15 protein-coding genes and 1 pseudogene are annotated in these 17881 nt (G+C 73.4%); 11 read left to right on the forward strand and 5 right to left on the reverse strand.

Annotated features, from left to right (window positions below):
* Nucleotides 1-33: 33 nt before the first annotated feature.
* The 3 genes from Cco03nite_RS24040 to Cco03nite_RS24050 are packed head-to-tail and all read left to right on the forward strand — an operon-like array spanning nucleotide 34 to nucleotide 3580.
* The gene (locus Cco03nite_RS24040; protein WP_203694452.1) at nucleotides 34-1230 is read left to right on the forward strand and encodes a CaiB/BaiF CoA transferase family protein; all 1197 of its coding nucleotides are present in this window, start codon (nucleotides 34-36) and stop codon (nucleotides 1228-1230) included.
* Nucleotides 1230-2096 (forward strand): cyclase family protein, encoded by an 867-nt coding sequence (locus tag Cco03nite_RS24045; protein ID WP_203694453.1) that lies wholly within the window; start codon nucleotides 1230-1232, stop codon nucleotides 2094-2096. Before Cco03nite_RS24040 ends, Cco03nite_RS24045 begins: the two co-directional genes overlap by 1 nt.
* The gene (locus Cco03nite_RS24050) at nucleotides 2093-3580 is read left to right on the forward strand and encodes an MmgE/PrpD family protein (RefSeq protein ID WP_203694454.1); all 1488 of its coding nucleotides are present in this window, start codon (nucleotides 2093-2095) and stop codon (nucleotides 3578-3580) included. The genes Cco03nite_RS24045 and Cco03nite_RS24050 overlap by 4 nt, the downstream gene beginning before the upstream one ends.
* A 9-nt stretch (nucleotides 3581-3589) precedes the next feature.
* Here Cco03nite_RS24050 and Cco03nite_RS24055 read toward each other — a convergent pair whose 3' ends face one another.
* On the reverse strand, nucleotides 3590-3832 hold the full coding sequence (locus Cco03nite_RS24055) for an alanine:cation symporter family protein (RefSeq protein ID WP_203694455.1): 243 nt from the start codon (nucleotides 3830-3832) through the stop codon (nucleotides 3590-3592).
* 127 nt (nucleotides 3833-3959) lie between these two features.
* Nucleotides 3960-5423, reverse strand: coding sequence for an RICIN domain-containing protein (locus Cco03nite_RS24060; RefSeq protein WP_203694456.1), 1464 nt, complete (start codon nucleotides 5421-5423; stop codon nucleotides 3960-3962).
* A 151-nt stretch (nucleotides 5424-5574) separates the two neighbouring features.
* On the opposite strand from Cco03nite_RS24060, the gene Cco03nite_RS24065 reads away from it, so the two are divergent.
* Nucleotides 5575-6258, forward strand: a complete 684-nt coding sequence (locus Cco03nite_RS24065; RefSeq protein ID WP_203694457.1) for an FAD-dependent oxidoreductase — start codon at nucleotides 5575-5577, stop codon at nucleotides 6256-6258.
* A gap of 12 nt (nucleotides 6259-6270) precedes the next feature.
* Here the strand turns inward: Cco03nite_RS24065 and Cco03nite_RS24070 are convergent, their stop codons facing one another.
* Complete coding sequence (locus tag Cco03nite_RS24070) at nucleotides 6271-7209, reverse strand: HpcH/HpaI aldolase/citrate lyase family protein (protein WP_203694458.1); 939 nt, start codon at nucleotides 7207-7209, stop codon at nucleotides 6271-6273.
* Nucleotides 7210-7342: 133 nt separating this feature from the next.
* On the opposite strand from Cco03nite_RS24070, the gene Cco03nite_RS24075 reads away from it, so the two are divergent.
* Entirely contained in the window at nucleotides 7343-8050 is a 708-nt protein-coding gene (locus tag Cco03nite_RS24075) for a hypothetical protein (RefSeq protein WP_203694459.1), read from the forward strand.
* An 82-nt stretch (nucleotides 8051-8132) separates the two neighbouring features.
* Here the strand turns inward: Cco03nite_RS24075 and Cco03nite_RS42505 are convergent, their stop codons facing one another.
* Entirely contained in the window at nucleotides 8133-9740 is a 1608-nt protein-coding gene (locus Cco03nite_RS42505; RefSeq protein ID WP_239167611.1) for an RICIN domain-containing protein, read from the reverse strand.
* Between the two features lie 240 nt (nucleotides 9741-9980).
* On the opposite strand from Cco03nite_RS42505, the gene Cco03nite_RS24085 reads away from it, so the two are divergent.
* A complete protein-coding gene (locus Cco03nite_RS24085; protein ID WP_203694460.1) occupies nucleotides 9981-10775 on the forward strand; it encodes a hypothetical protein in 795 nt (264 codons plus the stop codon).
* Between the two features lie 137 nt (nucleotides 10776-10912).
* Here the strand turns inward: Cco03nite_RS24085 and Cco03nite_RS24090 are convergent, their stop codons facing one another.
* Nucleotides 10913-11722 (reverse strand): IclR family transcriptional regulator, encoded by an 810-nt coding sequence (locus Cco03nite_RS24090; protein ID WP_239167612.1) that lies wholly within the window; start codon nucleotides 11720-11722, stop codon nucleotides 10913-10915.
* A 146-nt stretch (nucleotides 11723-11868) separates the two neighbouring features.
* Here Cco03nite_RS24090 and Cco03nite_RS24095 point away from each other — a divergent pair, with 146 nt between their 5' ends.
* The 5 genes and pseudogenes from Cco03nite_RS24095 to Cco03nite_RS24115 all read left to right on the forward strand — a co-directional run.
* Nucleotides 11869-12855: a flavin reductase gene (locus Cco03nite_RS24095; RefSeq protein ID WP_203694461.1), complete on the forward strand. Its 987-nt coding sequence runs from the start codon at nucleotides 11869-11871 to the stop codon at nucleotides 12853-12855.
* Nucleotides 12856-12878: 23 nt separating this feature from the next.
* Nucleotides 12879-14165, forward strand: coding sequence for an acyl-CoA dehydrogenase family protein (locus Cco03nite_RS24100; protein ID WP_203694462.1), 1287 nt, complete (start codon nucleotides 12879-12881; stop codon nucleotides 14163-14165).
* Nucleotides 14162-15637: an aldehyde dehydrogenase family protein gene (locus tag Cco03nite_RS24105; RefSeq protein ID WP_203694463.1), complete on the forward strand. Its 1476-nt coding sequence runs from the start codon at nucleotides 14162-14164 to the stop codon at nucleotides 15635-15637. Before Cco03nite_RS24100 ends, Cco03nite_RS24105 begins: the two co-directional genes overlap by 4 nt.
* Nucleotides 15634-16485 carry an isocitrate lyase/PEP mutase family protein gene (locus Cco03nite_RS24110; protein ID WP_203694464.1) on the forward strand — a complete coding sequence of 284 codons (852 nt, stop codon included), beginning with the start codon at nucleotides 15634-15636 and terminating at the stop codon, nucleotides 16483-16485. Before Cco03nite_RS24105 ends, Cco03nite_RS24110 begins: the two co-directional genes overlap by 4 nt.
* A 181-nt stretch (nucleotides 16486-16666) precedes the next feature.
* Nucleotides 16667-17839: pseudogene (locus Cco03nite_RS24115) on the forward strand (FAD-dependent oxidoreductase); the annotation flags it as partial.
* Between the last annotated feature and the right edge of the window lie 42 nt (nucleotides 17840-17881).

The raw sequence follows: 17881 nt of genomic DNA on the forward strand, positions 1-17881 counted from the left end.
CCTTTTTGAGGGTAGGGCGTGTACGGTTCCCCCATGCCGCCCGCCGCCCTGTCCGGCGTCACCGTCGTCGACGCCGCGACCCTCTTCGCCGGCCCCCTGGCCGCCACGATCCTCGGTGACTACGGCGCGGACGTGATCAAGATCGAGCACCCGGCGAAGGGCGACCCGTCCCGCGGCCACGGCCCGTCCCGCGACGGGGTGCCGCTGTGGTGGACCATGCTGGGCCGCAACAAGCAGACCGTCACCCTCGACCTCGGCCGCGCCGAGGGAGCCGAGCTGGCCAAGCGGCTGCTCGCCGACGCCGACGTGCTCATCGAGAACTTCCGGCCCGGCACCCTGGAGCGCTGGGGCCTGTCCCCCGAGGCGCTGCACGAGGTCAACCCGCGCCTGATCATCGCCCGGGTCACCGCGTTCGGCCAGCACGGCCCGTACGCGCACCGGCCCGGGTTCGGCACGCTCGCCGAGGCGATGAGCGGCTTCGCTGCGATCACGGGCGCACCCGACGGGCCGCCGACGTTGCCGCCGTTCGGGCTGGCGGATGGCATCTCCGCGCTGACCTGCGCACAGGCGGTGCTGACCGCGCTCTACCACCGCGACGCGCGCGGCGGGACCGGGCAGGTCATCGACCTGGCCATCGTCGAGCCGATGCTCACCGTGCTGGGCATGCAGGCCATGGCGTACGACCAGCTCGGGCTCGTGCAGCAGCGCACCGGCAACCGGTCGGTCAACAACGCGCCGCGCAACACCTACCGCACCCGCGACGGCCGCTGGGTGGCCGTGTCCACCAGCGCCCAGGCCATCGCCGAACGGGTCATGCACCTGGTCGGGCACCCCGAGGTGATCGCCGAACCGTGGTTCGCGACCGGCGCGGGCCGCGCCGCGCACGCCGACGAGCTGGACGCCCACGTCGGCGGCTGGATCGCCGACCGCGACCTGGCCGAGGTGACCGACGCGTTCGACGAGGCGCAGGCCGCGGTCGCCCCGATCTACGACATCACCGACGTCTTCGCCGACCCGCAGTTCGCCGCCCTGGACTCGATCACCACGGTCGAGGACCCGATGCTCGGGCCGCTGCGTATGCCCAACGTGCTCTACCGCATGTCGCAGACCCCCGGCCGGATCGGCTGGACGGGGCGGCCGCGGGGAGCCGACAACGACACCGTCTACCGCGAGCGGCTCGGCCTGACCGAGGACGAGCTGACCGCGCTGCGCGACACGGGAGTGATCTGATGCAGGGCCTCGACCAGGACCGGCACGCACTGCTGCCCGCCCCGAGCGGCCGACCCGCCCTGAACGGCGCGATCAAGCCATGGGAGGCGGTACGCGGGCGGCAGGTGATCGACCTGGCGCAGCCGATGCGGCGCGGCATGCCGCAGTCGCCGAACCACCCGCCGTTCCGGATGGCTCTCGAACGCCGGCACGGCGACATGATGCGCCCCGACGGCGGCTCGGCCGCCAACGAGCTGATCGTCACCGGCGGCCACGTCGGCACGCATGTCGACGCGCTGTCGCACGTGTCGCAGGACGGCCTGCTGCACGGCGGCCGCCCCGCCGGACCGCTGCAGTCCCACCAGGGCTTCAGCGACCTCGGCATCGACACGTTCCCGCCGTACCTGGGCCGGGCCGTGGTGCTCGACGTGGCCCGCGCGCACGGCGTGGACGTGCTGCCCGCCGGGTACGCGATCACGCCCGAGGACCTCGACCGCGCCGCCGCCGGCCTGACCCTGGCCCCCGGCGAGGTGATCCTCATCGGCACCGGCTGGTCGCGGCGCTGGTCCGAACACGACGCCTTCATCGGCTCCCGCGACGGCACCCCCGGCCCGGACGAGGCGGCCGCCCGCTGGCTGGCCGCCCACTCCCCCGCCGCCGTCGGCGCGGAGACCATCGCCTTCGAGCACATCCCCGCCGGGCGCGGCCACGCCGTGCTGCCCGCGCACCGGGTGCTGCTGGTCGAGCACGGCGTGCACATCATCGAGACGATGAACCTGGACCCGCTGCTGGCCACCGGCGCCCGCGAGATCCTGCTCGTGCTCAACCCGCTCCCGCTGGTCGGCGCGACCGGCGCCCCGGTCCGCCCGCTGGCCGTGCTCGCATGACCGCCGTTCCGACCGCCACCGGGGCGGATGACGCCGCCGCCCGCTCCAGCGCCACCGGATCCGCCGGAACCGGCCGGCGCGGCGACGCCACGGGCGGGGTGGCGCCCGTCTCCGCCGACCGGGCTGTGGCACAGCTCGCCGAGTTCGCCGTGGGCTGCCGCGGCGGTGCGATCCCGGACGGGGTGCCGGAGCGCATCCTGGACATCCTCGGGCTGGCGCTGGCGGCGCAGGACGATCCCGCGGTGCGGGCCGTGCTCGCGTCGGTGCGCCGCTGGGGCGGCACACCCGAGGCGACCGTGATCGGCGCGGGCGACCGGCTGCCCGCGCCCGCCGCCGCGCTGGTCAACGGGGTCATGGCGCACGCGCTCGACTTCGACGACACGCACCTGCCGTCGGTGCTGCACCCCAGCGCGGGTATCGTGCCCGCCGCGCTGGCCGCCGCCGAGGCCACCGGCGCGGACGGCCCGTCACTGGTCCGCGCCGTCGCCGCCGGGATCGAGATCTGCAACCGGCTCGGCATGGCCGCGTACGACCGGGAGCTGCGCAACTCCGTGTTCTTCGAGCGCGGCCTGCACGCCACGTCGATCTGCGGCACGATCGGCGGGGCCGCCGCGGCGGGGCTGCTGTACGGGTTGGACGCGGCCGGGATCGCGCACGCGATGGGCATCGCCGCGTCCATGGGCGCGGGGCTGATCGAGGCCAACCGCACCGGCGGCACGGTCAAGAAGACGCACTGCGGCTGGGCGGCGCACGCCGGGGTCAGCGCGGCCGTGTTCGCCGCCGACGGGCTCACCGGCCCGCCGACGGTGCTGGAGGGGCGCTTCGGCTTCTTCGCCGCGTACACCTCGGGGGTCTTCGACGCCGACGCCCTGCTCGGCGGCCTCGGTGAGCGCTGGGAGCTGTCGCGGACCGTCTACAAGCCCTACCCGACCAACCACTTCACGCACCCCGGCATCGACTGCGCGCTCGCGCTGCGGGCCGCCGGGCTGCGCGCCGCCGACGTCGCCTCGATCGAGCTGGGCGTGGCCGCCCCCGTGCTGCGCACCATCGCCGAGCCCGCCGCCGACAAGGCCCGGCCGCAGACGGCGTACCACGGCAAGTTCTCGGGCCCCTACACCGTCGCGACGGCGCTGCTCGGCGGCGGCGGGCTCGGCGTGGGCACGGCCGACTTCGAACGGCTGGACGACGAAGTGCTCGCTCTCGCGGCCCGGGTGACCTGCGTGCCCGACGAACGCGCCACCGAGATCTTCCCGAACGCGTTCGCCGCCGTGCTGCGCGTGCGCACCGTGGACGGCCGCGTGCTGGAGCACCGGGTCGACGCCTCGCGCGGCAGCGCGGCCCACCCGCTGCACGCCGACGACCTCGACCTCAAGTTCCGGCTGAACGCCGCCGGCCTGTCCGCCGAGCAGGCCGCAGCGGTGTCGGCGGCCGCCCGCTCGCTGCGCCCGGCCGCCGAACTGGTGGCGCTGACACGCTGCCGCTGACCGGGCCGGTCACGGCCAGACGTCGGTGGGCAGCGGCCGGGGCAGGTGCGGGTTGCCGGTGGCGGTGAAGGCCGGTTCGCGGCCGGCGCGAGCGGCGGACTCGAAGTCGGCGAGCGTGCCGAACGCCCACCTGCCGAGCAGCAGGATCGCGGTCAGGTTCACCAGCGCCATCAGCGCCATCGCGACGTCGGCGAGCGCCCAGACCGGCTCCAGGGCCACCGCCGAGCCGATGGCGACCGCCGCCAGCGCCACGATCCGGAACGATTGTCAGCCCCTCGGACCAGCCAAAACCCCCAAACCACGAAGGAAGGGCACCTTCTTATCGTTCTCCGTTGTAGAAGGTGCCCTTCTTATCAGGATCTGCGGCCTGACCTGGGGATCAGCGCCAGAACCAGACCTGGTTGGCCTGCGGCCCCGGCCCGCAGGCCCACAGAATGGTGGTGGTGCCGTTGGCCGTGCCCCACGCGTCGGCGTCGAGGCACTTGCCCGACGCCGGGTTGACCATGTTGCCGTTCGGCTGCATGATCCACTGCTGCGCCGAGTTGTTCAGGCAGGTCCACAGCCGCACCACGGCCCCGTCGGCGGTGCTCGCGCCCGCCACGTCCAGGCACTTGCCCGAGTTCGGGTTGACCAGCGTGTTGCCGACCTGCCGCCACTGCTGCGCCGGGTTGTTCAGGCAGTCCCACAGCTGCGTCTTGGTGCCGTCCTCGGTACGCCCGCCGGACACGTCCAGGCAGCGGCCCGACACCGGGTTCACGATCGACCGCGCGGGCGCGCCCCCGCCGCGGATCAGGAACAGGTTGTCCGCGACGTTGAAGTTGTTCGCCAGGTACGACCCGGTCGCCGGGTTGGTGCTGTAGTAGTCGTCGTGCCGGCAGTCCAGCCGCTGGTCGTGGGCCCGGTCGCCGCAGACGAACCGCATCGGCGGGTGGTTCGGCTCGTCCGAGTAGCACATGACGTCCCACTCGTCGGTGCAGTGCGCGCCGCCGGACGCGTTGGGGGCGTTGTTGTTCACCGCGCCGAGGTTGTGCCCCAGCTCGTGGCTGGCCACCGCGGCCGTCCAGCAGCCGTTGTCGGAGCGGCCGTACTCCGGCCCGAAGTTGGACCGGTTGTCGTCGGTCTTGCGGGTGTCCCCGGCGAAGCCGCCGATGCCGCAGTACACGTTCGCCTCGACCAGCATCACGTACTTGCGGTCGGTGCGGTTGTAGCCCGCCGCCCGCACCGCGTTGACGCTGGCCCCGAACTCGTTCAGGGCCGACTGGGCGACCTGCACGCGGCGCACCACGGGACGGCACGCGCCGTTGACGTTCTCGGTGACGAAGCGGATGTGCCGCTCGCCGCCGGTCTCCCGGGCGCTCTCGTTGTAGATGACGTCCATACCCTCGGCGAGGGTGCGGAACGTCTCCTTGTACTGGTCGTACCGGTTGGTGGTGCCGTGCACGTAGAGCACCTCGACGCGGCGGCCGGACACCCCGTCGCCCTCGCAGACGGCCAGCGCCGCGGGCGCGGACAGGGCCTGGGTGGCGGGGATGCGCCGGTTCACGGCCAGGCCCGCGGGAGGCGCGTCCGGGCCGTGGGTGCACATCAGCGGGGTGACCGCGACGACGCGCATGCCGCCGACGCAGGGGCCGCTCGTGTCCGCCGCGAGTCCCTTGTAGACGAGGCCGCGGTCGGGCTCGTCGGCGGGCAGGACGATCGGCTTGGCGTCCGCGCCGAACGCCCGGAACTCCGGGGCGGGGTCGGCGGGGCGGGCGGTGGCCGAGCCGGTCAGCACGCCTGCCAGCAGGAGCAGGGTCGCGCCGGCGATGGACATGGCACGACCGCCGGGATGGGACAGAGCCATGGGCGTGGCTCCTCTCGGGAGTGGATGGAGCCCGCAAGCTATCCACCACCCGGGTATGGAGTCGACAGTTTTCGATACTCGTAGGCGGTGCTGGACCGGACCGGCCGGACGGGCGAGGATGTGCGGCAGCGCCCCACGAGGAGGACCACCGATGGCACGACTGCACCTGACCGGAAGCACCCACGAGTACGGCGACGTGTTCACGTACCGCTTCCGCCCGCAGGGCACGCTGTCCTTCCAGCCCGGCGAGTACGGGCACCTGTTCTTCCCGCAGCTGCTGCGCCGGTTCGCCAAGCCGGTGCGGGAGATCTCGTTCGCCTCCGCGCCCGGCGACGACGAGGTGTGGTTCACCCTCGACCACAGCTCCGGGTCACCGTTCCAGGAGCACTTCCGCTCGCTGGCCCCCGGTGCGGCGATGCAGGTCTTCGGCATCGGCGGCCACCTGAAGCTGCCCGAGGACCCGGCCCGGCCGCTGGTGCTCGTCGGCGGCGGCATCGGGGTGACGCCGTTCCGCTCGATCCTGCGGCACCTGCGGGTGCACCAGCCGCAGACCCCGGTCGCGCTGGTCCACGCGGCACGCGGCGACTACCTGTACGGCGACGAGTTCGCGGCCATGCCGATCGCGTACCACCGGATCGGCCGGGCCGAGCTGGCCGACACCCTGGCCGCCGTCGGCGACGTGGAACCGCCCGCGGAATACCTGGTGGCGGGCTCGGACGCGTTCATCTCCGGCGCGGTCGAGCACCTGCGGAACGCGGGCGTGCCGAACGACACCATCCAGACCGACACCTTCAAGGGCCTGCACGACGACGCCACCACGGCTGTCGCCCCCTGACCACCCGGCCGGTCAGTCCTGGGTGAGGAGGCGGCGGGCGGAGCGGACGACGGCCTCGTCGACCAGGCGGCCGTGGGCGTCGAGGCATACGCCGGAGCCGTCGCGCAGGGCCTGCTCGTGCCGGGCCACCAGGTCGCGGGCGGCGGCCAGTTCCGGCTCCGCCGGTGTGAAGACCTCGTGCACGACCGGGAGCTGTGCCGGGTGGATGCAGGCCCGGCCGCGGAAGCCGAGGCGTTTCAGGGCCAGGGTCGAGGTGCGCAGGGCGTCGGGGTCGCGGAAGTTCACCGACACCGGCGCGACGGGCGGGGCGATGCCCGCCGCGGCGCAGGCCAGCACGGCCTGCGAGCGTACCCAGAGCAGTTCGCGCTCGTCCGGCCCGAGGGTGACGCCCAGGTCGGCGGCCAGATCGGCCTCGCCGAGCTGCAACCGGGCGACCCGCGGCCCACGGGCGATCGCCGGCGCGGCCAGCACCGCCGCCGCCGACTCCAGCAGCGGCACGACCTTCGTCGCGCCCACCGCCAGTCCCGCCGCCCGTTCCAGCCCGGCCAGCACCTCGTCCAGCGCGGACAGCTGCTGCACCGTCTCGGTCTTGGCCACGCACAGCCCGGCCAGCCCCGGCCCGACCACGGCGGCCGCGTCGACGTGCCCCAGCTCCCCGGGGTTCACCCGTACCCACACCCGGGGCCGTTCCCTGCCCGCGTCCGCACGGCCGGTCGCGGCGGAGATCGCTGTTTCAGGTCCGAAGCCGGGGTCCGGCCGCAGATTCTGACCGGAAGCAGCGATCATGTCTGCCGCCCCGGTCAGGAACGCGGCCACGGCGGCCCGCGCGGCGTCCTTGCCGGCCGGGGGCACGGCGTCCTCGAGGTCGACGATGAGGGCGTCCGCGCCGACGGTCAGCGCCTTGGCCAGCTTCGCCGGGCTGTCGCCGGGCACGTACAGGTAGGACCTCATCCGGTCACCTGCTTGACGCCGCCCACGGCGGTGCCCGCAGAATCATTGCCGACCATGGGGCGACGCTAGCCATGCGTTGACCAGCCCGTCAAGGGGCTTGTTTCTCACAGCGGATCAGTGTTTCCATAGCGCGGTGGGACCGCATACGCACGGCTGGTGGATTCTGCTCCACATCATCCTCTTCGTCTTCTGGCTCGGCGGCGACCTGGGCGTGTTCTGGTCGAGCCGGTTCGTCCTCCGGCCCGACCTCACCCCCGCCGCCCGCGCGACCGCCCTGAAGATCATGGGCGGACTCGACCTGGGCCCGAAGATCTGCCTCGTCCTGTTCCTGCCCAGCGGCGTCACGCTGATGGCACTGGAGCCGCACGGCGCGCAGGTGTTCGGGGTCAACCCGTTCGGCTGGCCGGTGGTCGTGGCGGTGTGGCTGTTCGCCGCCGCCTGGCTGGCCGCGACCATCACCGACCACCACCATCCGGGCCGGCGGCCCTGGGTGCGCCGCGCCGACTGGACGATCCGGCTGACCCTGATCACGGCCCTCGGCCTCACGGCGGTGTACACCCTGGTAGCGGACCAGCCCTTCGGCGTCGACACGAATCCGCGCTGGCTGGGCGCGAAGCTGCTGCTCTACACCGTGGCCATCGGCTGCGGGCTGGGCATCCGGCTGACCCTGCGCCCGTTCGGCCCGGCCTTCGGCGCGCTGATGACCACCGGCTCGACGCCCGAGGTCGAGAGCACCCTGAAGCGCTCCATCGACGGCTGCCTGCCGTACGTGTGGGGCATCTGGGGCAGCGTGCTGGCCGCCGCCGCGCTCGGCGTGCTGAAGCCGTTCGCCGAGCTGTAGCCGCCGGACCGGGTTCGTTCCACGCGGCTCCCGGCACCGGTCACCGGGCCGCCCTCGGTGAGAGGGCGGCCCTTTTCACGGGTCAGCGCCAGTTCTGGTTGGACTGGACCGGGTTGCCGCAGGTCCAGATGATCATCTGGGTGCCGTTGGCGGTGCCCCAGCCGTCGGCGTCGAGGCACTTGCCGGACGCCGGGTTGACGATGGTGCCGTCGGCGTTGACGGTCCAGCGCTGCGCGCCGTTGCCCAGGCAGGTCCAGAGCTGCACGATCGCCCCGTTGGCGGTCGAGCCGCCGGCCACGTCCAGGCACTTGCCCGAGTTCGGGTTGACCAGCGAGCCGTTGGCCTCCACCCGCCACTTCTGCGCCGGGTTGTTCAGGCAGTCCCACAGCTGCACCTTCGTGCCGTCGGCGGTACGGCCGCCGGACACGTCCAGGCAGCGGTTGCTGCCCACGTTGACGAACGTGCGCTCGGCGGCGCCCCCGCCGCAGGTCGTGGTGAAGGCCCGGTCGACCAGCCCGGCGCAGAAGGCGTTCTTCGCGCCGGTGTATCGCGACAGCCGCCCGTCCACGAACCAGGTCGAGTTCACCGGGAAGTCGAAGCTGCCGTCGTTGACGCCGTCCCAGCCGTACCGGAAGTCCAGGTCGATGTAGGTCGCCGCTTTGATCACGTTGCTCAGGTCGTACGTGCCCGAGGTGTTCGGCAGCGGGCCGACGTAGTTCATCAGGCCGAACAGCCGCCGCACCCAGGTCTCGCCGCGGGCGGCCTCCAGCCCCGCGGTGTCGCCGCCGCTGTCGGTGAAGTTCATCATCCCGGACTCCGACACGATCATCGGCTTGTTGCGGTCCTTGGCGAACTTCATCATCTTCAGCACGTTGCCGTCGTGGTCCCAGTTCTTCCAGACGGCGGTGTCGTTGCCGTTGGCGTCCTTGCCGAGGTACGCGTTGCGGCACTGCAGGGCGGCGGTGTCGTAGTTCTGCGGCGGGGTGCCGTTGTAGAGGTAACCGTTGTCGTAGATCGGCAGGCACAGCTCGTGCGCGAACACCGAGACGCCGACCCAGTCGGTGACCGCGTCGCCCGGGTAGAGCTTCTCGTACTCGCCGCGTACCGGGTGGAAGACGTAGGTGACGTTGTCGGGCACGGTGCCCTGGTCGATCAGCGAGCGCAGCCGGGCGAAGGCGTTGCGGTAGGAGGAGCAGCTCGCCTCGGTGCAGTGGTAGAAGCTGGACACCTCGTAGTCCAGGCGCAGGAAGAACTTCGCCTGGGGGTACGCGTTCATGAAGTCGATCAGGTTGGTGAACTGGCTCGCGTGCTGCCCGTTCGCGATCTCCTGGGTGACCGCGCGGGAGCGGGCCGCCTTGGCGTTCTCGTCGCCGCCGGGGAAGCCGGGCGGGTTGTCCTTCCAGCTCACTCCGACCTGGATCATCTTGCCCTGCTGGGCGAGCCAGGTGGCGTGGTCGCGGTGGCCGTTGTTGACCCAGGTGCCCGACGTGACCTCGTAGTAGACCGAGCCGCCGGCGGGCGGCTGCGCGAACGAGGTGTAGTCGTTCCAGGAGGCCTGGGTGGACTGGCCGATGAACAGCAGCCGCCCGTTGGCGGGGGCGAACGTGGCGGCGGTCGCCGGGGCGGCGACGGCGGTGAGGGCGGCCGCGGCGAGCAGGGCGCAGGCCAGGCCGGTGGCTAGACGTCTCACGGTGGTGGACCTTCCGTGTGGGCGGTGTCCCGGGGAGCGGGGATGGCGCCGCCAGGCTATGGACGGGAAGTGCCGAACACCGATGGTTTTCGATACCCGAGTCAGTTGATCACGCGATGTGATCAACTGACTGCGCACAGAAGCGTCGCGTGCAAGGTGGATACCTCCAAAGTAGACCTTCGGTTGTTGTCCGTTTCGCAGACTGGAACGCAATGGCTGCACACGGTTACGCTCGCGCGCATGTCCATGAATGCGTTGACGATCCTGGCCGTGGCGGCCGAGGAGCAGCCGCCCGCGCTCAGCGTGGCGCTCGCGGTGGAGGACTTCGCCCCCACCCTGCTGGCGTTCGCCGGGTTCCTGCTGCTGGCCCCGTCGGCGCTGGGCAGGATCGGCGCCGTGCTCATGGGCGCGGGCGGCGCGTCGAAGTCCACCTGGAAGCTGCTGCACGCCGCCTGGTCGATCGAGGTCGACTGGCTGGACGACCTGCTGTTCCCGCTGCTGGCCGCGGGCGGGCTGCTGCTGGCGCTGTCGCTGCACCAGTCGCTGCGCTGGTGGCGCTGGCCGCTGCTGCTGATCGGCGCGGGCGTCGCGACCCTGGCGGTGCAGGCCCGGTCGGTGCAGCCGGCGTTCATCTTCGCCACGGTCATCGTGATCTGGATCAGCGTGCTCGGCACGATCCGCGCGTGGAAGCACGGCAACGCGCTGGCCGCCGGCCTCTTCCCGGTCAGCGTGCTGGCTGTGATCGTGCTGGTGCCGCTGCGCGGCCACGCGGCCAGCGACGCCCTGGCCTTCCAGTGGGTGCAGCAGGGCATGAACACCATGGCCCAGGGCATCTTCTTCGTCGCCGCGCTGCTGACCTACCGCGCCGTGAAGGGCAAGGGCCAGGACTTCTCCGACGCCGACACGGTCACCACCGACGCCGGGCAGCAGTGGCCGTCCGGCGAGTACTCGACGTACGACGGCAGCCGCCGCTGGGACCCGTCGCGCGGCGGCGAGCGCTACGAGTCGCAGGGCGGCCGCCGCAGGCGGCTCTGAATCGCCGCAGGCGGTTGTCAGGCCGCCCAGGGCATACATGTCTCGGTATGGCCACATCAAAGATGATGTGGCCACATCTTTTTCGATGTAGCCGCACGGCGCGCCACCTGCCGGAGGCGCCGCGCCGCCGTCCGGGGTCAGGCCACGTAGCCGAGCTGCTCCGAGATCCTGGCCGCCGCGGCCACCAGCTCCTGGGCGTTGCCCGAGCCCTCCGGCTTGAAACGTGCGGCCGGGCCCGCGACGCTGAGCACGGCGACCACGTGGCCGTCGTGGTCGAACACCGGCGCGGCGATCGACGCGGCCCCGGCCTGGCGCTCGCCGAGCGAGGTCGCGTACCCGCGCTTGCGGATCGCGGCCAGCTCCTTGCGCAGCTTCGCCGGGTCGGTGACGGTCTTGTCGGTCAGCGGCTGCAGCGGGTGCCGGTCGAGGTAGGCGTCGACCTCGCTGTCGGGCAGGAAGGCCAGGAACGCCTTCGACGAGCCGCCGGCGTGCAGCGGGTACGGGATGCCGAGCGTGACCTCCATGCGCAGCTCCTGGTCGGGCACGACCTGGTCGACGTAGAGGCGGGTGTCGCCGCGGCGCAGCGACAGCGTCGCCGTCTCGCCGGTGCGCTCGGCGAGCAGGCGCAGCTCGGGCGCGGCCATCGCGCGCAGGTCGGTGCGGGCCAGGTAGGCCCGGCCCAGCGACACCGCGGCGTGGCCGAGGGCGTACCGCCGGGTCACCGGGTCGACCGTGATCAGGTCGCGGCTGCGCAGCGCGGTGAGAATGCGGTGCACCGCGGCCTTGGTCAGGCCGAGCGCGGTCGCGATCTCGGTGACGCCGAGGTCGGGGTGCCCGCTGCGCCCGAAGTAGAGCAGCACGTCCATGGCCCGCTCGACGGCGGCGATGGAGCGGGACTGGCTGTCGTCGTCAGCGGTGACGGTCGACTTCGCAGCGGCAGTGGGCACGGGTCCTCCTGTGAGCGCGGACGGTCGCCAGTGTAGATCCAGCCGCGCCCGGCGCGCAGAGGCCGCACGGGCGTTGACAGGTGCGCGACCAAGTCGTTACCTTCTCGGCAACAGCGTTTCCTAATGCGAAACGGAGGGCGGTGGCGGTGGACGGCACGTTGCTGCGTTCGGTGCTGAGCCAGTGGCCCAGCGGGGTCGCCGTGGTCACCACCATGGTGACCGAGCCGGACGGCGCCCGCCGCCCCCACGGCATGACCGCCAGCTCATTCTCCTCCGTCAGCCTTGATCCGCCACTGGTCTCCGTCTGCTTGGGCAATCATCTGCCCACCCGGCTGATGATCGAACAGGCGGGGGTGTTCGCGCTGAGCTTCCTCGGCAAGGACCAGGCCGAGATCGGCCGCCGCTTCGCGGGCGCGCGACCGGGCGAGGACCGCTTCGCGGGGCTCGACTGGCTCACCGGCGAGACCGGCTGCCCGATGCTGGCCGAGGCGACCGGCCGGCTGGACTGCACCGTCGAGCACGCCTACCCCGGTGGCGACCACACCATCTTCGTCGGCCGGGTGGTCGGCGCCGCGGTGCCGCGCATCACCGCGCCGCTGCTGTTCCACTCGCGCGCGTGGGGCCAGCTGGCCGACCCGCTGCCTGAGGAGATCACCATGACAGTGCTCGACGGTCCCGTCACTCAACAGGCGCACACGCTGCTCGTCCGCGACCCGGGCGACGTCGCGCAGGTGGCGGCGGCCGCCGCGCACGCGCCCGTGCTGGCGTACGTCGCCGACGCCTTCTCCCCCACCCGCGAGGCCGACGTGCTCGCGGCGATCGACGCCCTGGCCGGGCTGCCCGGCGTGACCCTGGGCTGCGCCGAGAGCAGCCCGGCGTCCCCGCTGCAGGTGCGCCGGGTGCTGCAGGACGCCGTGGTGCGCGCCCGCCCCGCGCCGGTGCACGTACGGCTGCTCGCCCACCACGGCCTCGGCCTGGTCAACGCCCTCGTCGCGATGAAGAGCGGCGTACACCGCTTCGACACCGTGCTCGACCCCGGCTCCGGCGGCCTGCCCGCGCAGGACCTGCTGCTACTGGCCCGCCAGCTGGGGGTGGCGTGCGCGCCGCTGCCCGGCCTCGGTTCCCTCACCTGACCATCCACAAGGGAGTGCACGAAATGGCAGACCGGCTCATCGGCCAGCGCCTCGTCGACGACATGACCGCCGCCGAACTCGACCGCGCGGCACGCGTGGAGGCGGTGCTGCCCGCGCTGCGCGCCGCCGCCGAGCAGGCCGACGCGGCCGGGGAGTTCCCCGCGGGCCACGTCGCCCTGCTGCGCGACGCCGGGCTGCTCGGCCTGGTCGTGCCCGAGGAGTACGGCGGCCTCGGCGGCGGCCTGCGCGACCTGGCCGCCGCGACGTTCGCGATGGGCAGCGCCTGCCCGTCGACGGCGCTGGCCTTCTTCTTCCACAACACCAGCGCCTCGCGCGGGCTGCTGCCGCTGGAGGCGATCGACGCCGGGCTGTTCGACGACGCCGACGTGCCCGTCGTCCGGGCCTTCGCCGAGCAGGTGCTGCGCCGCATGGCCGGCGGCACCTGGCTGGCCAACTTCGCCAGCGAGTCGGTCAAGAGCGCCGGCGCCAACATCGCCATCTCCACCACCGCCCGCCCCGCGACCCGCGACGGCGTCGACGGCTGGCTGATCACCGGCGAGAAGTCGTTCGGCTGCGCCACCGGCGTCGCCGACACCTACCTGGTCACCGCCCGCCTCGACGGCACCGACACCGCCGCCGGCCTGGCCCTGTTCCTGGTCCCGCGCGAAGCCGAGGGCGTCGCCTCCCGCCCGGCCTGGGACGGCCTCGGCATGCGCGGCTCGGCCAACCACGGCATCACCCTGCGCGACGTGTGGGTGCCCGCGACCGAGGCGCTGACCGTGCCGGGCGCGTTCGTGAAGATGCTGCAGTGCAGCCGGGGCAGCTTCGTCGGCAACCAGCTCGCCATCACCGCCGTGTACGTCGGCTGCGCCCAGGGCGTGTACGACGAGACGCTGCAGCGCCTGACCAGCAAGACGTTCGCCGACACCGGGCGGCCGATTGCGGAGTCCCCCATGCACCAGGTGATCATCGGGGACATGACCGAGAACCTGGAGACGGCGTACCTGTGGCTGCGCCGCCAGCTGCTGCTGGAGACGTCCGAGCCGCCCATCGCGCCGAAGAACGAGGTCTACCGGCAGTGGCGGCTGGCCAAGGGCTCCATCTGCGAGAACGCGTTCGCGGTCGCGGTCGGGGCGTTCAAGGCATCCGGCACCTCCGGCGCGACCCTGCACGGCACCATGGGCCGCGCCCTGCGCGACCTGTCGATGGGCCTGGTCATGACGTTCCCGCCGGAGCGCGGGCGGCTGGAGGCGGCCGGCATGGTCACCGCCGACCGGGCCAACGACCTGTTCGCGAGCGTGCCCAAGTGAGCGCCCGGCCCGAGGCGGTCGCCGACCTCGTCGACGGCGCGTGGGCGGCCTGCGCCGCCCCGCTCGGCTTCACCCTGCAGGACCCGGCCACCGGCGAGCCCGTCGGCGCGGCCGTCGGCAGCGACCCCGCGCGGGTCGAGGCCGCCGTCGCCGCGGCGACCGCGGTGCACGACTCCGGTGCCTGGTCGGGCCTGCCCGCCGCCGAACGCGCCGACGTGCTCGACGCGGTCGCGGCCCGGGTCGAGGCCGTCGGCGGCGACATCGCGGCCGTCGAGTCCTTCGCGACCGGGGTGCCGATCTCGCAGACCATGCCGCTGTCGGTCATCCTCGGCGGCGCGTTCCGGCTGGCCGCGATGCAGCTGCGCGAGGGCTGGCTGAGCAGCGCGATGCCGCGCGAGGACGGGCGGCTCGCCCACGTCGACCGGCTGCCCTGGGGACCGGCGGCCTGCCTGGTGCCGTGGAACGCGCCCGCGCCGATGGCCGCGCACAAGGCCGCCAACGCGCTCGCGGCCGGCTGCCCCACGATCGTCAAACCCAGCGAGTACGCCCCGTACGGCACGCAGCTGCTGGCGCGGGCGGTGCACGAGGCGCTGGCCGGGGCAGGCCTGCCCGGCGGGCTGTTCCAGCTCGCGCACGGCGCCGCGGGCACCGGGGCGCTGCTGGTCGGCGACCCGCGGGTGCGGGCCGTGTCGTTCACCGGCGGGCTGGCCGGGGGCCGGGCCGTCGCGGCGGCGTGCGCGTACGACATCAAGCCTGTGCAGCTCGAACTCGGCGGCAACAACCCGCTGGTCGTGCTGCCCGACGCGGACACCGCCACGGTCGCCCGCGCCGCCGCCGACCTGCTGACCACCCTCAACGGGCAGTGGTGCCGGGCGCTTGGCCGGCTGATCCTGCCCGCCGGGCGGGCCGCGGAGATCCTCGACGCGACCCTGGAGCGGCTGGCCGCGCTGCGGGTCGGCGCACCCCTCGACCCGGACACCGACTTCGGGCCGCTGGTCCACTCCGGACACCGGGACCAGATCATCGCCGCCCGCGACGCGCTCGTCGGGCACGGCGGCACCGCGCACGCGCCGCTGACCGTGCCGGAACAGGGCAACTACCTCAGCCCGACGCTGGTCACCGGTGTCGACCCGGCGCACACCACGCACGAGATCTTCGGGCCGGTCGCGGCGGTGCACACCTACACGAGCATCGACGAGGCGGTGGCGCTGGCCAACGGGACGCCGTACGGGCTGGAGGCGTACGTGACCGGCCCGGACGAGGAGGCCGCGCTGGCCGTCGCGCGGCGGCTCCGCGCGGGCGAGGTGAAGGTCAACGGGTCCAGCGTGATGAGCCTGCACCTGTTCACCCCGCGCCCGGCCTGGGGGCTGTCCGGGTACTCGGAGGAGGGCACGGCCGAGACGCTGCGCTTCTTCACCAACCCGCGGGTCGTCGGCGTCGAGGGCGGCTTCGCGCTGCACGGCCGCCCGTGACCGCCCCGGCGCTGCGGGCCCTGCTCGCCTCGAACCGCGTCACCCACCTGCCCGGCGTGTACGACCCGCCCACCGCGGCACTGGCCGTACGCGCCGGGCACCGCGCGGCACACCTGTCCGGGGCCGCCTGCGCCGCTCTCGACCTGGGCCTGCCCGACCTGGGGTACGTGCACGGCACGCACATCGCCGAGCGCGCCGCCCGGATCGTGCCCGCGCTGGGCGGCGTTCCGCTGCTGGCCGACGCGGACACCGGCTACGGCGACGCGCTGCAGGCGGTGTGGACGGCCCGGCGCTACGCGGCGGCGGGCGTGTCCGGCCTGCACCTGGAGGACCAGGTGATGCCGAAGCGCTGCGGCCACCTCGCGGGCAAGGAACTGGTCGACGCCGACACGGCCGCCCGCAAGATCCGGGCGATCGTCGCCGACGGCACGGGGATCGTCGTCGTGGCGCGCACGGACGCGTACACGGTGACCGGGCTGGACGACGCGATCGCCCGGGGCCGGGCCTACGCGGCGGCCGGGGCGGACGCCGTCTTCCTGGAGGGTGTGTCCGACCTGGACGAACTCGCCCGCGCGCACGCGGCGCTTCCCGGAGTCCCGCTGGTGCTCAACCGCTCCGAGGCCGGCGGGCATGCCGCCGCCACGAGCGACGCCGACCTCGCCGCCGCCGGGGTCCGCCTGGTGCTGCACCCGGTCGCGCCGCTACTGGCCGCGCTGCACGCCGCCGACCGCGCCTATCGCGAGATCGCCGCCGCGGGCCGCGCGACCGTGGACCGCCTGGCCTGGTCGGAGTTCACCGACCTCGTCGGCCAGAACGAAGCCCTCGCCCTGGACACGAAGCACCACTGATGACGCGACTGACGCGATCACCCCGCACCGCCCCCACCCGGCCCGTCATCGACGTTGGCCTATCACATCGAATCCGGCTCACGGATTTTCCACGTAATAGGCCAACGTCGATGAAAGACGTGGCGGGGCGGGGGCGGCGGCGGCACCTGGAGCGGCTCGCCGAAGGCGGGCGGCGCGGCATGACCGGACAGAGGCAGGAGAGGGTATGAGCAGGATCGTCGTGGCCGGGGCGGGGCCGGTCGGGTTGACCGCCGCGCTGGCGCTGGCACGGCAGGGCGTCGCGGTGACCGTGCTGGAGGCCGGTGACGAGCTGGCCGCCGAGTCGCGGGCGTCGACGTTCCACCCGCCGACCCTGGAGATGCTGGCCGAGCTGGGCGTCGTGGACGCGCTGCTGGCCCGGGGCCTGGTCGCGCCGACGTTCGCCTACCGCGACCGCGCGCATGGCCACGTCGCCACGCTCGACCTGGGCGTGCTCGCCCGGGACACGCCGTACCCGTACCGGGTGCAGTGCGAGCAGTCGAAGCTCACCCCGATCCTGCGGGCCGAGGTCGAGGCCGCCGGTGGCGTGATCCGGTTCGGGTGGCCGGTCGCCGGCGTCGACCAGGTCGCCGACGGCGTCGTGGTACGCGCCGCCGACGGCCGGACCGAACGCGGCGACTGGCTGATCGCCGCCGACGGCGCGCACTCCGCGGTACGCCGGTCGCTGGGCGTCGAGTTCGCGGGCATCACCTACCCGGAGCGTTTCCTGGTCGCGTCCACCGACGAGGACCTGCCCGGACTGCTCGACGACCTGGCCGAGGTCAACTACGTCTTCGACCCGGTCGACTGGTCGGTGCTGCTGCACACCCCGGACCACTGGCGGGTGCTGCTGCCGACGCCCGACGGCACGCCCGACGGCGACGAGCTGGACCGGCTCGACGGGCGGCTGCGGCAGGTCGCCGACCCGGGCCGGCCGTGGCAGGTCGCGCACGCCAGCATCTACCGCGTACACCAGCGGGTGGCCGAGACGTTCCAGGTCGGACGGGCGCTGCTCGCCGGGGACGCGGCGCACGTCAACAACCCGCTCGGCGGGCTGGGCATGAACTCGGGCATCCACGACGCGGTGGCGTACGCCCGCGCGCTGGTCACCGGCGACGGCGCGGTCCGGCTGGCCGCGGCCCAGCGGCGGCGCATCGCCCTGGAGTACGTGCAGACCGTCTCCCACCAGAACTACCAGCGCCTCACCGCCACCGACCCGGCGGCCCGCGCGGCGTACCTGGCCGAGATCCGCGCCACCGCGGCCGACCCGGTCCGCGCCCGCGCCCACCTCCTGCGCGCCTGCATGATCTCGTCCCTGCGCCCGGTGCCCGCATGAGCAGGCGCAGCGGCCCCGCCGGGAAGCCCGCGAAGCGTCGCA

It is taken from the genome of Catellatospora coxensis (assembly GCF_016862635.1).
Taxonomy (GTDB): Bacteria; Actinomycetota; Actinomycetes; order Mycobacteriales; family Micromonosporaceae; genus Catellatospora; species Catellatospora coxensis.

What these genes read in the sequence shown, in the direction of transcription:
- Cco03nite_RS24100 (WP_203694462.1), top strand. Translation starts at nt 12,879, where the DNA reads ATGGCAGACCGGCTCATCGGCCAGCGCCTCGTCGACGACATGACCGCC.
- Cco03nite_RS24050 (WP_203694454.1), top strand. Translation starts at nt 2,093, where the DNA reads ATGACCGCCGTTCCGACCGCCACCGGGGCGGATGACGCCGCCGCCCGC.
- Cco03nite_RS24070 (WP_203694458.1), bottom strand. Translation starts at nt 7,209, where the DNA reads ATGAGGTCCTACCTGTACGTGCCCGGCGACAGCCCGGCGAAGCTGGCC.
- Cco03nite_RS24085 (WP_203694460.1), top strand. Translation starts at nt 9,981, where the DNA reads ATGTCCATGAATGCGTTGACGATCCTGGCCGTGGCGGCCGAGGAGCAG.
- Cco03nite_RS24060 (WP_203694456.1), bottom strand. Translation starts at nt 5,423, where the DNA reads ATGGCTCTGTCCCATCCCGGCGGTCGTGCCATGTCCATCGCCGGCGCG.
- Cco03nite_RS24045 (WP_203694453.1), top strand. Translation starts at nt 1,230, where the DNA reads ATGCAGGGCCTCGACCAGGACCGGCACGCACTGCTGCCCGCCCCGAGC.
- Cco03nite_RS24065 (WP_203694457.1), top strand. Translation starts at nt 5,575, where the DNA reads ATGGCACGACTGCACCTGACCGGAAGCACCCACGAGTACGGCGACGTG.
- Cco03nite_RS24040 (WP_203694452.1), top strand. Translation starts at nt 34, where the DNA reads ATGCCGCCCGCCGCCCTGTCCGGCGTCACCGTCGTCGACGCCGCGACC.